A 12,255-nucleotide genomic window follows, 5' to 3' on the forward strand; every position below is an offset into this window, starting at 1 on the left:
CAGGCGCGACGCCCGTTCAGCCGCGCGTGGGCCAAGCATTTGCCGGTTACGGCGGCGGCGGAATCGCATAAGAAAGCCCGAGAGCTTTCCAGGGGTTGCCCATGCCGCGCATTGCCTATGTCAACGGGCGCTACGTCGCTCACGCGGACGCTGCCGTGCATATCGAGGACCGCGGCTATCAGTTCGCCGACGGCGTCTATGAGGTCTGCGAAGTGGCGCGTGGCTTTATCGTCGACATGCCGCGCCATCTGGCCCGGCTGAACCGCTCGCTGACCGAACTGTCGATCGCCTGGCCGGTCACCCGAGGCGTGTTGCCGCTCGTCCTGCGCGAAGTGGTCAACCGCAACCATGTCGCCAACGGCCTGGTCTATGTCCAGGTGACGCGCGGCGTCGCCAGCCGTGACTTTGTCTTCCCGTCGGCGGACACCAAGCCGTCTTTGGTGGTAACCGCGAGGAAAGCCGATCCCGCCGCTGGAGCAAAGCGGGCTGAAACCGGCATCGCGGTCATCACCGTGGCTGAGAATCGCTGGGATCGCGTCGACATCAAGAGCGTCGGACTGCTGCCCAACGTATTGGCCAAGCAGAAGGCCAAGGAAGCCGGTGCGCAGGAGGCGTGGTTCGTCGACGGCGACGGCATGGTCAAGGAAGGCGGCTCGTCGAACGCCTGGATCGTCAGCAGGGATGGCGTTCTGGTCACCAGGCCGGCCGAACATGGCATCCTGCGCGGCATCACCCGCACGACCATGTTCGAAGTGGCGGCCAGCCTAGGCTTGAAGATCGAGGAGCGCGGCTTTTCCGTCGCCGAGGCCAAGGCGGCACGCGAGGCGTTCATCAGTTCCGCGACGACAATTGCGATGCCGGTCGTGGCCATCGACGGCGATCCGGTTGCCAATGGACACCCCGGCTCGGTAACACTTTCGTTGCGGCAGGCCTTTTTTGACATTGCGGAAAAAAGTCCAGCCTGATAACCGCACAGGTGGAATGAACATCAATATATCTCGTTCTGCTTGTCGTTACTGACGACAAGACGGTGTTTGCGAGCTTGACATGTGCCGGTTAATTTGGCGCATTGGCTTGCAAACCGAAGGGGATCGGCGAAAGACAAGAACAATGGCGGAACGATCGCAAAACCTTCAGGACCTGTTCCTGAATTCAGTTCGCAAGAGCAAGAACCCGCTCACCATCTTCCTCATCAACGGCGTGAAGCTGACCGGCGTGGTCACTTCGTTCGACAATTTCTGTGTCCTGCTGCGCCGCGACGGTCATTCCCAGCTCGTCTACAAGCACGCCATTTCCACGATCATGCCGAGCCAGCCGGTTCAGATGTTCGATGGCGAGGAAAGCCAGGGCGCCTGATTGGCACGTGAGAAAGACGCGGACGCCACGGTTCGCGGAAAACCAGCGCATCATCCCGGGACGGAAGCCAAGGGTCCGACCAGGGCTGTAGTCATTGTGCCCGTGCTTACCCGCCACCAGCGCAACGACGACGAGACAAACCGTCCAAGGCTGGTGCGTTCGGCTGAGGCCCGCCACGATGAAGCGGTCGGCCTTGCCCGCGCAATCAACCTCGATCTGATCCACACGGCAGTGGTGACCGTCAACGATCCGCGCCCGGCGACGTTGCTCGGCAGCGGCAAGGTCGCCGAGTTCGCCGAAATCGTCAAAGAGGGTCATGCTGAAGTGGTCATTGTCGACCATCCGCTGACCCCGGTGCAGCAGCGCAATCTCGAAAAGGAACTGAACGCCAAGGTGCTGGACCGCACCGGGCTGATCCTCGAGATCTTCGGCGAGCGCGCGCGCACCAAGGAAGGCACGCTGCAGGTCGAACTCGCCCATCTCAACTACCAGAAGGGCCGCCTCGTGCGCAGCTGGACCCACCTCGAGCGCCAGCGCGGTGGCGCCGGCTTCCTCGGCGGCCCCGGTGAAACCCAGATCGAGTCCGATCGGCGGCAGTTGCAGGAAAAGATCATCAAGCTGAAGCATGAGCTGGAAACGGTGCGCCGCACCCGTGACCTGCATCGCGCCAAGCGCAAGAAGGTGCCGTTTCCGGTGGTGGCGATCGTCGGCTACACCAATGCCGGCAAATCGACGCTGTTCAACAGGCTGACTGGAGCGGACGTCCTGGCGCAGGACATGCTGTTCGCGACGCTCGATCCGGCGCTTCGGCGCGTGCGCCTGCCGCATGGCACGCCGATCATCCTTTCGGACACAGTCGGTTTCATCTCGGACCTGCCGACGCACCTGATCGCCGCTTTCCGCGCCACCCTGGAAGAGGTGGTCGAGGCCGATCTCGTCATTCACCTGCGCGATATTTCCGATCCCGACACTGCCGCGCAGGCAGAGGATGTCGAGCGCATCCTCGCCGATCTTGGCGTCGATGCCGGCGACGCCAAGCGGGTCATCGAAGTGTGGAACAAGATCGACCGGCTCGACGAAGGCAACAGGAACCGGCTGCTTGCCGATGGCGCCGACGCGAGCAAGGCGCCGCCGATTGCGGTGTCGGCGGTGACCGGCGAGGGCATCGATGCGCTGAAGGCGATCATCGAAACGCGGATGGCGGGCGAGCTCGAAGACCTGACGGTGACGATCGAGCCGGCACAGTTCGGCCTTGTCGACTGGCTTTATCGCAATGGCGACGTCGTTTCGCGCACCGACAATGACGACGGCAGCGCCACCATCTCGCTCAAGGCGACGCAAAGCGCCCGCGAAGAGATCGAAAGCAGATTGCGACGCAAAAATCAGGGCTAATGCATGTCGCCCAAAAGTGGCCCCGGTTTTGGGAGAACGACATGCATAAACAAACCCAAAAGCAGGTTACTTCGCGGTTTTTGCTTCCTGCCAGAGCGCTTCCATCTCGGCCAGACCGGCCTTTTCCAGCGTGTTGCCGGACTTCTCCAGAGCCTGCTCGACATAGTGGAAGCGTGAGCGGAATTTTTCGTTGGTGCCGCTCAGCGCGGCTTCGGAATCGAGCTTGAGGTGACGGCCGAGATTGACGACGGCAAACAGCATGTCGCCGAACTCGTCCTTGATCGACGCCGTCTCGCCTTTCGCCAGCGCCTCGCGTAACTCGCCGATCTCTTCCTCGATCTTGTCGAGGATGGGGGCTGCCTCGCTCCAGTCGAAACCGACGCGGGCGGCCTTCTCCTGAAGCTTCAGCGCCCGCGTTAGCGCGGGCAGGGCGACCGGTACACTGTCGAGAAACCCCTTGCCATTGTCTTCGGGGTCGAGGCCGCGGGCAAGGCGAGCTTGCCGCTTCTCCGCCTTCTCTTGGCCCTTGATCTTTTCCCACATGCCCTTGGCCATGCCGGCGCTGCGGGCTTCTTGGTCGCCAAAAACATGCGGATGGCGACGGATCATCTTCGTCGTGATGGCCTGGACCACATCGCCGAAGGCGAACTCGCCAGCCTCCTCGGCCATTTGCGCGTGATAGACGACCTGCAGCAGGAGGTCGCCGAGTTCGTCGCGCAGATCGCCGAGATCGCCGCGCGCGATGGCGTCCGCCACCTCATAGGCTTCCTCGATCGTATAGGGCGCGATGGTCGAAAAATCCTGTTCAATGTCCCATGGACAACCGGTCTTCGGCGCCCGCAGCGCCGCCATGATCTCGATCAGGCGCGAAATGTCTTTTGATGGCGTCATCTAGAGCTATTTTCCGTCCGGAATTGCGTCAAAACGGAGAGATAGAGCGGTTCTGCGTTTCCGTGAGACGCAGAACCGCTCTATCGGATGCTATCGCGTGGCCGCCCGCGCGGCCAACGCTGTCAGCCGGCGAGGCGGCCTTGTCCACAGGTGCTGGGTGCCCAGCAATCAATCAAGAACGGAAATGATCGCCTTGGCGAGTTCGCCCATGCCATCCTCGGGCAGGCCTGCCACGTTGATGCGGCTGTCGCCGACCATGTAGATGCCGTGTTCGGCACGCAGCCGCTCGACCTGCGCTTCCGTGAGGCCAAGCCGGGAGAACATGCCGCGATGGCTGGCAACGAAATCGAACCGATCGGAATTGGACTGGCGCCGCAACGCCTCGGCGAACTGTACGCGAAGTCTGAGCATGCGCAGCCGCATCTCCTCGAGTTCAGCCTCCCAGTCCGCACGCAAGGCGGCGTCTTCCAGCACGATGCGCACCGCGGCGGCACCATGGTCCGGCGGCATCGAATACATGGCGCGCGCCGCCGACAGCATCTGGCTCATCGCCACATCGGCCTGGGCGCCGTCCTTGGCCAGGATCATCGCCGCACCGACACGGTCGCGGTAGACGGCGAAATTCTTCGAGCAGCTGGACGCGACGACCATTTCCGGAACCTTCGCCGCCAGCAGGCGCAAGCCGGCGGCATCGGCCTCAAGGCCATCGCCAAAGCCCTGATAGGCGATGTCGACAAACGGCAGCAGGCCACGCTCGACGACCAGATCGGCGACGGCCGCCCACTGGGCCACATTCAGATTGGCGCCGGTCGGGTTGTGGCAGCAGCCATGCAGCAGCACCACGTCACCGCTCTTTGCCGTCCGCAGCGCCGCCAGCATGTCGTCGAAGCTGACAGCGCCCGAAGCCGCATCGAAATAGGGGTAGTCACGGATATTCAGCCCAGCGGCGCGCATCACCGGCATGTGGTTCGGCCAGGTCGGATCCGACAGCCAGACGGCCGCGTCCGAACGTGTCCGCTTCAGCAACTCCGCCACCAGCCGCAGCGCGCCGGAGCCGCCCGGCGCCTGCGCCGCCCGGATGCGCGTCATGTCGGCGCCCGGACCGAAAGCCAGCTTGGCCATCACCGTGTTGAAGCCGACATCGCCGGCAAGGCCGAGATAGGTCTTGGTGTCCTGGCCCTGCAGCAGCCGCTTTTCGGCCTCGCGCACGGCGCGCATGACCGGCGTCTTGCCGTCGCGATCCTTGTAGACGCCGACACCGAGGTCGACCTTGTCGGGGCGCGGATCGGCGCGATAGAGGCCGATCAGGGCAAGGATCTTGTCGGCGGGAGCTGGCTGCAGGTCTTCAAACATCGCTATGGTTCCGTTAGCGCGGCGGAGTGATACGCAAATCGGTGGCGCTTCGCCAGCGGTTTTCCTGCGCGTCGGGGGAGCGCCATGGACTTGACCAGACCCAAGGCGTACTGCCCGGGATCTGTCATGGGGAGGCAAGGTGATGATAATCACACGCAGAGCCGCGCTTGCGGACATGACCGCCGTCAAAGAGTGCGTTGAGGCTTCGCTGGACGCCACATATGGCGGGCTCTGGACTTCCGAGCCGCTAAAGGCTGGCGATGATGATTGGATGAGCGCGTGAGTAGCTTGCGATCCTCAACGCATCATTGGGGTCGGGCTGTCTCAAGCGGACGTGGTGAGCGATTTGTGGATTCACCCATCCGCGCAGGGTCTCGGCGCGGGAACGGCTCTATTGGCTGATTTGGAAAACGAAATTGCCTCGCGTGGGTTCGCGAAAGGCCGTTTGCGCTGCCTCGAACCCAATGTGAGATCCCGGAGCTTCTATGCCTCACGAGGCTGGACGGAGGTGCGAGTCTATCCGCACGAAACAATACCCTTGAACACCGTCGACATGACGAAGTGGATTGGCTCAAAGGAAAAATGAGGTTGCCGTGACTCATGCCAGCGTCATCCGCACCGCGATCCTGCATGTTCTCGGCGCGCCGCTTGCCGCCTGTTGGAAGATCGACATCGAGCCGCTGAGCGTCACCGATTTTCGCAGCGACGGCCGCAGGTGGGTGTTGCGTGCCTGCGGTGTGACCACGCCGAAGCCGGCAAAACTACCTAAGGCCTGAGGATTGAGGCACGACGGTCGACCACCTGAATCGCAAAAGTGCGCGGTTTTGTCGGCGAGGTGAGGTAGCCGCGAACAATGTCCGGCGGGCCAAGCGAAAAAAATTGGCGCGGCAGGGATTAAAACCACCACATGCTCCGTAAACAGGACATGAAACGGTCGATGCCACGCTTTGACATCATAGGACAGCTCGGTTCGCTGCGCCGCTACGCGCGCTCGCTGACGCGTGACAGCACGGACGCCGAGGATCTCGTGCATGACGCGCTGGTGCGTGCCTACGAGCGGCGCGGCACCTTCCGCTCCAGCGGCAATTTGCGCGCCTGGCTGCTGTCGATCGTCCACAACACTTTCGTCGACCGCATGCGCTCGCGCCGCTCGGAAGCCGCGCGTATCGAGCAGGCCGGATATCTTGCCGATGGCAGCACGCCGGCACCGCAGGAACATGCGGTGCGCCTGGCGCAGGTGCGTGAAGCCTTTTTCAGCCTGCCGGAAGAACAGCGTTCGGCACTGCATCTCGCTTGCTATCGAGGGGCTTTCCTACCAACAGGCGGCCGATGCCAGCAGCGTACCGCTGGGAACGCTGATGTCGCGCATCGGCAGGGCGCGCGCCGCGTTGCGAGAGATGGAGGACGCGGCTCCCTCGAAGACGAAAAACCACCTCAGGATCGTTGGAGGCCCGTCATGACTGGAACTGTCGATCCCGTGGCCGATGCCGACCTCGACGCCTATGTCGACGACCAGCTCGACGTCACCCGCCGCATCGATGTCGAGGCGTTTCTGTCCGCTCGTCCAGAGGCGGCGGCGCGCGTGATGTCGGATCTGCGGACCCGCGACGAGCTGCGCGTGTCGCTTGCCGGCTCCAAGGGCATGGCGCGACCGGCAACCGCCGACGCCGCACGGCGGCTGGAGAGGGGGCTTGCCCGGGGCCGCATCTTCGGTGTGCTGCAGCGCGCGGCTGCGGTGGCCGCCTTCGTTGCCGCCGGCTGGCTGGCGAACGGCATCATCGGGCCGATGTCGGTGACCAAGGTCGTCGCCTCGCCACAACCGCCCGCCTATGTCGATGAGGCGGTGCGGGCACACAGGACCACGCTGGTGCGCGAGACCATGCCGTCGCAGCCGGAAGCGCCCAACTACAATGCCGGCGAGATCCGCGCCGCGACCGCCATCGTCATGCCGTCGCTGCCCAAGGACTGGAAGGTGCGCGACGTGCAGGTCTATCCGTCGCGTTTCGGCCCGAGCGTCGAGATGGCGGTCGATACCAAGGACATGGGGTTGGTGTCGCTGTTCGCGATCCGGCCGGGAACCTTCGACGTCGTCAAGCCGACCGTCGCGCCCTCGGGCGACATTTCCTCGGCCTATTTCCAGATCGGCGAGGTCGCCTATGCGCTGGTCGGACAAAGCGAGGTCCGCGACCTCGATCGCGCCGCCGAGACGCTCGCCAAAACGCTTTACTGATCGATCCACAAAGGAGACTCCAATGAACACTCCCAATCTGGGATACCGCGTCGGCGCCGGCGCCCAAGCCGGCGCCGTCTTCGACGAGGGCCTGCGCCAGCACATGCTGCGCGTCTACAACTATATGGGCGTTGGCCTGGTAGTTACCGGTCTGGTCGCCTTCATGATCTCGTCGACGCCCGCGCTCTATGTGCCGATCTTCTCCAGCCCGCAGAAATGGGTGGTGATGCTGGCGCCGCTCGCCTTCGTCATGCTGTTCTCGTTCAAGATGCAGACCATGTCGGCGGCAAGCGCCCAGGCGATGTTCTGGGCCTTCTGCGCGGTCATGGGCCTGTCGCTGGCCTCCGTGTTCCTGGTCTTCACCGGAACCAGCATCGCACGCACCTTCTTCATCGCCGCCACCATGTTCGGCGCCACCAGCCTCTACGGCTACACGACCAAGCGCGACCTGACCCAGTTCTCGTCGTTCCTGATCATGGGCCTGATCGGCGTGGTGATCGCCAGCATCGTCAACATCTTCCTCGGTTCGACCGCGCTGCAGTTCGCCATCTCGGTGATCGGCATCGCCGTCTTCATCGGCCTGACCGCCTGGGACACGCAGACGATCAAGGAACAGTATGCCGAGAATTTCGACGCGGAATCGCGCCAGAAGCTCGCCGTCTTCGGCGCCTTCTCGCTCTATCTGAACTTCATCAACATCTTCCAGCTGCTGCTGAATTTCACCGGCGAGCGCGAGTAACGAACGGTCCGCTGTGGGCAAGGGCGAGGACTTTCGCCCCTGATGCGGAGAGGTGGCCGGAGGGAGATCCTCCGGCCACAATTCGTTCTGGCAGGACCCGGCTGCACCTTGAGTCCCCAGGAGCTTTTGCTAGTCTGGCCATCGCACCAGCCTTCAACTCCGACCCGCGAGGACATGTGGCACAAGACAGCCAAACGCTTCATGGCGACGGCATCTCGGCGACCATCGTCGCGCAGGGCGCCGAACTGGTTTCGCTGCAAGATGCCGAAGGATTTGAACTCCTGTGGCAGGCCGGGCCGGCTTGGCGGCGGCATTCGCCAGTGCTGTTTCCGATCGTTGGCAGGCTGAACGGAGACCAACTGCGCCATCGCGGCCGGACCTATCCGATGACGCAGCACGGATTCGCGCGCGACAAGCCGTTTGCCTGGGCGCAGAGGGGGCCCCGGTCCTGCACGCTGGTTCTCACCGACGACGCCGATACAAGCACGCACTACCCCTTCGCCTTTCGCCTCGCCGTGACCTACACGCTGGACCGCCGGCAGCTTGGCGTGACCTTCGACATCACCAACACCGGCGACGAGATGCTGCCGGCGTCGATCGGCGCGCACCCGGCGTTCAATTGGCCGCTGCTGCCGGAACTTGCCAAGACGGATTACCAGCTGACCTTTGCCGATGACGAGCCGGCTCCGATCCGTCGGCTGAAGGACGGTCTGCTGCTGAAAACACCGCAGCCGACGCCCGTCGAAGGCAACGTCCTTGCGCTCTCCGAGCGGCTGTTCGACGAGGACGCGGTGATCCTGGATCAGCCCGCCAACAACAGCGTACGTTACGCCGCCAAGGATGGTCCGGCGATCGAGATGTCGTGGCAGGGATTTCAGGAGTTGGGCATCTGGTCAAAGCCGGGCGGCGCGCCGTTCCTATGCATCGAGCCTTGGTACGGCGTCGCAAGTCCCGTGGACTTCGACGGCGATTTTGTCGACAAGCCGGGCCTGATGCTGATCGCGCCGGCCGCGAAGCGCGTGCTGAGCTATCAGATCCGGCTGCTGTGAGCTTTGCTTCAAAATCGTAGGTGCCATTCAAGGACCGTCATGGAATGAAGCTGTACTTCAGCCGCAATCCCAACCCTCGGCTCGCGGTCGCGGCGGCACGCTATCTCGATGCGAAGGTCGAATTCGAATTCGCCTCGCCATTCGCTGCGGGCCAGGCAGAGAAATATCGCCCGTTAAATCCCAATCTCTCACTGCCCATACTTGTCGAAGACGGGAGAAAAAGCCTCTGGGAAGCGGACGCCATAGCCTGCCGGCTCTCACGCGCCGCGCATTCGGATTTCTGGCGAACCGGCGATGACGAACCCGAGATGATCCGATGGCTCAGTTGGGGCAAGGAGCACTTCGCATTCGCTTGCGACACGGTGCATTTCGAGCGTGGCACCAAACAGCGGTACGGCATAGGCCCGATTGATCGGAAGCGCGTGGAAGAGGGGCTGACACATTTCCGCACGGCCGCTGCAATTCTCGAGGCCGTGCTTTTCGAACGAGAATGGCTGGTCGGAAATTCGGTTTCCTATGCCGACTTCCGAATGGCGACCTTTCTGCCGTTCAACGATGTCGCCGGATTGCCGCTCGACGATTATCCCTCTGTCGGTCGCTGGTATCGCCGCCTTGAAGAGATCGACGCCTGGCGCGATCCCTTCAGGGGACTGGGTGCGCCTGAATTGCCACCGGTCCCGCAAACGGCTGCAAAGTAGCGGGCAGGGGCGGATCGTGTTGGCCGGGCGGCAGGAGGCTGCATGTGACTCCCATGATCCGCCTTATGTTTCCCAGAAGCGCTTGGCGATCTCTGCCTCGACCTGCCGTCTGGTCAGGCCGATATCGTCGATCAAATGGGGATTGTCCTTCGACATTTGCCTGAGTTGCCAGCGAAAGCGTATCCGCTCGCGCCAGGTCCGCTCGCGCCAGGTCCGCTCGCGCCAGGTCCGCTCGCGCCAGGTCCGCTCGCGCCAGGTCGCGACAATGCTTCGCAGGGTCGTCAGGTGCCGACACGACACTTCCGCCGGTGCCACGGGCGTTCCCGGCCGCGCTACCTGGTGCGAGGCCGATGCAATTGTATCGTTCACGACAACCTCCATATGGTTTGAAGGTCCGGGGACCCTCGACCTGAAAGAGGTTGAATTCTGCAGGATACGAACAGCGCCGTAATTAAGCGCTCCCAAATAGTTCTCAAAAGTTCCAAACGGGCTATAGATGCGCCCTATGCAGGGATCGCGCTTTGCCTTTGGTCCGTTCGTGCTTGATTCCGGTGCGGGAACGCTGCTTCGGAACGATGTCCCCGTTGCCGCTGGCTACCGCGGGCTGAAGCTGCTTGCGGCGCTGGTCGGACGGCCCGGCGAAATCCTTGAGAAGGCCGAGTTGATGGACGCGGCGTGGCCGGGCACGGCCGTCGAGGAGGGCAATCTCACCGTCCAGATCGCTCAGTTGCGCAAGCTGCTTGGTCCGGCCGGGGATGGCAGTGATGGGGGCGGCGAATGGATATCAACGGTTCCGCGCGTCGGCTACCGCTTCACCGGGGCCGTCGAACAGCTCGGTGACGCCATGCGAAAACCTTTGCCGCTGCCCAGCACGCCATCGATAGCCGTGCTGCCCTTCGTCAATATCAGCAACGATCCCGAGCAGGAATCCTTCGCGGATGGGTTGACCGAGGACCTGATCACCGACCTGTCGAGGATCTCCGGCCTGTTCGTCATCGCGCGCAACTCGGCCTTTGCCTACAAAGGAAAGGCGATGGACGTGCGTGCAATCGCCGAGGACCTTGGCGTGCGCTACCTGCTGGAGGGCAGCGCGAGACGTGCCGCAGGGCTCGTGCGCATCAACGCCCAGCTGGTCGACGCGGTGAGTGGCGATCATCTCTGGGCGGAACGCTTCGATCGCAGCCTGGAAGATATCTTTGCCGTTCAGGACGAGGTGACAGCCAAGATCGTGGAGGCGTTGCTCGGCCGGCTGCGCGCACCGCTGCCACGCAACCGGCCCAAAAATCTCGAGGCTTACGATCTCTGCGTGCGGGCGCGCAAGCTGATCGATGATTCGCCGCAGATGGCGCGGGAAGCGCATCTGATGCTGACGCGCGCGGTCTCGCTCGATCCGGAATACGCCGAGGCCTATCGCTGGCTGGCCATGAACCACTGGATGGGATGGGTGCATTGGGGCGGACCAACCGAAGCTGCCCGCAGCGTTGCCTTGGAAATGGCGCGCAAAGCCGTGGCGATCGATCCCAACGATGCTGGTTGCCGCTGGATCCTGGCTTACCTGCTTGCCTATGAGCGCAGCTTCACCGAGGCGGATGCGGAATTCGCCAAGGCGATCGAACTCGACCCGAACGAGGCCGACACCTGGGCGGCACTATCCGACATCGCTGTCCTGGCCGGGCGGGTCGGAGAGGGCCTCGAGCACATTCGCAAGGCGTTCCGGCTGAACCCGTTTCCGGCCAGTTGGTACTATTTGACGCTCGGCCAGGCACAATATGCGGCGCGCGATTACGAAGCCGCTATCGAGACACTGCGCAGGGACGAGACCTATCGCACAAGCTCACGCCGTTTCCTGGCGGCAAGCCTTGCGCAACTCGGCCGGCTCGACGAGGCTCGCGCCGAGGTCGAACTGTTCCTCGTCGGCAACCCGCATTTCACTACCCGCCACTGGGCCACGACGGAGCCATTCCGCGACGCAGCTGTGCTTGAGCATTTCGTTGATGGCTACCGCAAGGCCGGTCTTCCGGAGTGACGCGCCGGCGACTGTGGCTTTCACGATAAATGGAGTCTGGCTAAGGAAAAAATACAATGAAAACAGAAGGTCCTATAGCTTATCCCTGAATGAAGGATCAGCTTGTGCATCTCGATTATCGTCGCCCCTCTTCGACGCATTTCGGCTCTGATCGTCAGGCCGGCTGAACCGAAGCCACCTTGCCGTCGGTATCGACGATGCAACTCGTTGGCTTTCCCGCGACATTGAGTTCGACCTGGTAGCTCTTGGAATCGAGCTTGCGCGAACTGGTCGGCAACGCCTTGCTGCTATCGACCCCGCTCGCCTTTGCCGCTTCGCCGGCACAAAGAAGCTGGAGATCGGCCGGTGCTGTCTCGACCGTGGTCCTCGACATCTGGTCGGGCGTCGGCGCGCTCTGGCACGCTCCGAGAACCGTTGCGATGACGATTGAGGCTGACCCGTAGACGGCCCAGTGCCTCATCCTGATCTGCCTGCCGGTCACCATGGTCTTGTCCTCTGTTTATCGAACTATACGTCCGTCC

Annotated in this window: 14 protein-coding genes and 1 pseudogene; 11 read left to right on the forward strand and 4 right to left on the reverse strand. The window is 62.9% G+C overall.

Annotated elements, in window-relative coordinates; translation table 11 throughout:
- The first annotated feature begins 101 nt into the window (after positions 1-101).
- The 3 genes from BPNPMPFG_RS04020 (at position 102) to hflX (ending at position 2,748) form a co-directional block, all read left to right on the forward strand.
- A complete protein-coding gene (locus tag BPNPMPFG_RS04020) occupies positions 102-965 on the forward strand; it encodes a D-amino-acid transaminase (RefSeq protein WP_258593332.1) in 864 nt (287 codons plus the stop codon).
- Positions 966-1,110: 145 nt separating this feature from the next.
- Positions 1,111-1,356, forward strand: coding sequence for an RNA chaperone Hfq (gene hfq, locus BPNPMPFG_RS04025; protein WP_006202172.1), 246 nt, complete (start codon positions 1,111-1,113; stop codon positions 1,354-1,356).
- Positions 1,357-2,748, forward strand: coding sequence for a GTPase HflX (hflX, locus tag BPNPMPFG_RS04030; RefSeq protein WP_258593333.1), 1,392 nt, complete (start codon positions 1,357-1,359; stop codon positions 2,746-2,748).
- Positions 2,749-2,814: 66 nt separating this feature from the next.
- Here the strand turns inward: hflX and mazG are convergent, their stop codons facing one another.
- Both mazG and BPNPMPFG_RS04040 read right to left on the reverse strand, forming a co-directional pair.
- Positions 2,815-3,639 (reverse strand): nucleoside triphosphate pyrophosphohydrolase, encoded by an 825-nt coding sequence (gene mazG / locus BPNPMPFG_RS04035; protein ID WP_258593334.1) that lies wholly within the window; start codon positions 3,637-3,639, stop codon positions 2,815-2,817.
- Between the two features lie 168 nt (positions 3,640-3,807).
- Positions 3,808-4,992: an amino acid aminotransferase gene (locus BPNPMPFG_RS04040; protein WP_258593335.1), complete on the reverse strand. Its 1,185-nt coding sequence runs from the start codon at positions 4,990-4,992 to the stop codon at positions 3,808-3,810.
- 337 nt (positions 4,993-5,329) lie between these two features.
- Here BPNPMPFG_RS04040 and BPNPMPFG_RS04045 point away from each other — a divergent pair, with 337 nt between their 5' ends.
- The 7 genes and pseudogenes from BPNPMPFG_RS04045 to BPNPMPFG_RS04075 all read left to right on the forward strand — a co-directional run bounded on the left by BPNPMPFG_RS04045 (position 5,330) and on the right by BPNPMPFG_RS04075 (position 9,708).
- A complete protein-coding gene (locus BPNPMPFG_RS04045; protein ID WP_258593336.1) occupies positions 5,330-5,578 on the forward strand; it encodes a GNAT family N-acetyltransferase in 249 nt (82 codons plus the stop codon).
- A gap of 7 nt (positions 5,579-5,585) precedes the next feature.
- Positions 5,586-5,768, forward strand: coding sequence for a histidine phosphatase family protein (locus tag BPNPMPFG_RS04050; protein ID WP_258593337.1), 183 nt, complete (start codon positions 5,586-5,588; stop codon positions 5,766-5,768).
- Positions 5,769-5,899: 131 nt separating this feature from the next.
- Positions 5,900-6,452 (forward strand): annotated as a pseudogene (locus tag BPNPMPFG_RS04055) (sigma-70 family RNA polymerase sigma factor).
- Positions 6,449-7,222: an anti-sigma factor family protein gene (locus BPNPMPFG_RS04060; protein WP_258593338.1), complete on the forward strand. Its 774-nt coding sequence runs from the start codon at positions 6,449-6,451 to the stop codon at positions 7,220-7,222. Before BPNPMPFG_RS04055 ends, BPNPMPFG_RS04060 begins: the two are co-directional and overlap by 4 nt.
- Positions 7,223-7,244: 22 nt before the next feature.
- Positions 7,245-7,961, forward strand: a complete 717-nt coding sequence (locus BPNPMPFG_RS04065) for a Bax inhibitor-1/YccA family protein (protein WP_258593339.1) — start codon at positions 7,245-7,247, stop codon at positions 7,959-7,961.
- Positions 7,962-8,137: 176 nt separating this feature from the next.
- Positions 8,138-9,010 (forward strand): aldose 1-epimerase family protein, encoded by an 873-nt coding sequence (locus BPNPMPFG_RS04070; RefSeq protein WP_258593340.1) that lies wholly within the window; start codon positions 8,138-8,140, stop codon positions 9,008-9,010.
- A 44-nt stretch (positions 9,011-9,054) separates the two neighbouring features.
- Positions 9,055-9,708: a glutathione S-transferase family protein gene (locus tag BPNPMPFG_RS04075; protein ID WP_258593341.1), complete on the forward strand. Its 654-nt coding sequence runs from the start codon at positions 9,055-9,057 to the stop codon at positions 9,706-9,708.
- Here the strand turns inward: BPNPMPFG_RS04075 and BPNPMPFG_RS04080 are convergent.
- On the reverse strand, positions 9,653-10,003 hold the full coding sequence (locus tag BPNPMPFG_RS04080) for a pentapeptide repeat-containing protein (protein WP_413776831.1): 351 nt from the start codon (positions 10,001-10,003) through the stop codon (positions 9,653-9,655). The two genes, BPNPMPFG_RS04075 and BPNPMPFG_RS04080, sit on opposite strands and share 56 nt — an antisense overlap.
- Positions 10,004-10,204: 201 nt before the next feature.
- On the opposite strand from BPNPMPFG_RS04080, the gene BPNPMPFG_RS04085 reads away from it, so the two are divergent.
- Positions 10,205-11,734, forward strand: a complete 1,530-nt coding sequence (locus tag BPNPMPFG_RS04085; RefSeq protein WP_258593343.1) for a winged helix-turn-helix domain-containing tetratricopeptide repeat protein — start codon at positions 10,205-10,207, stop codon at positions 11,732-11,734.
- 154 nt (positions 11,735-11,888) lie between these two features.
- On the opposite strand, the gene BPNPMPFG_RS04090 is transcribed toward BPNPMPFG_RS04085, so the two are convergent.
- Positions 11,889-12,218, reverse strand: a complete 330-nt coding sequence (locus tag BPNPMPFG_RS04090; RefSeq protein WP_258593344.1) for a hypothetical protein — start codon at positions 12,216-12,218, stop codon at positions 11,889-11,891.
- Between the last annotated feature and the right edge of the window lie 37 nt (positions 12,219-12,255).

The organism is Mesorhizobium sp. AR07 (genome assembly GCF_024746815.1).
Classification (GTDB): Bacteria; Pseudomonadota; Alphaproteobacteria; order Rhizobiales; family Rhizobiaceae; genus Mesorhizobium.

Excerpts from the sequence above, each read along its gene's own strand:
- BPNPMPFG_RS04020 (WP_258593332.1), top strand. The coding sequence starts at position 102 with ATGCCGCGCATTGCCTATGTCAACGGGCGCTACGTCGCTCACGCGGAC.
- hfq (WP_006202172.1), top strand. The coding sequence starts at position 1,111 with ATGGCGGAACGATCGCAAAACCTTCAGGACCTGTTCCTGAATTCAGTT.
- mazG (WP_258593334.1), bottom strand. The coding sequence starts at position 3,639 with ATGACGCCATCAAAAGACATTTCGCGCCTGATCGAGATCATGGCGGCG.
- BPNPMPFG_RS04040 (WP_258593335.1), bottom strand. The coding sequence starts at position 4,992 with ATGTTTGAAGACCTGCAGCCAGCTCCCGCCGACAAGATCCTTGCCCTG.
- BPNPMPFG_RS04060 (WP_258593338.1), top strand. The coding sequence starts at position 6,449 with ATGACTGGAACTGTCGATCCCGTGGCCGATGCCGACCTCGACGCCTAT.
- BPNPMPFG_RS04065 (WP_258593339.1), top strand. The coding sequence starts at position 7,245 with ATGAACACTCCCAATCTGGGATACCGCGTCGGCGCCGGCGCCCAAGCC.
- BPNPMPFG_RS04075 (WP_258593341.1), top strand. The coding sequence starts at position 9,055 with ATGAAGCTGTACTTCAGCCGCAATCCCAACCCTCGGCTCGCGGTCGCG.
- BPNPMPFG_RS04085 (WP_258593343.1), top strand. The coding sequence starts at position 10,205 with ATGCGCCCTATGCAGGGATCGCGCTTTGCCTTTGGTCCGTTCGTGCTT.
- BPNPMPFG_RS04090 (WP_258593344.1), bottom strand. The coding sequence starts at position 12,218 with ATGGTGACCGGCAGGCAGATCAGGATGAGGCACTGGGCCGTCTACGGG.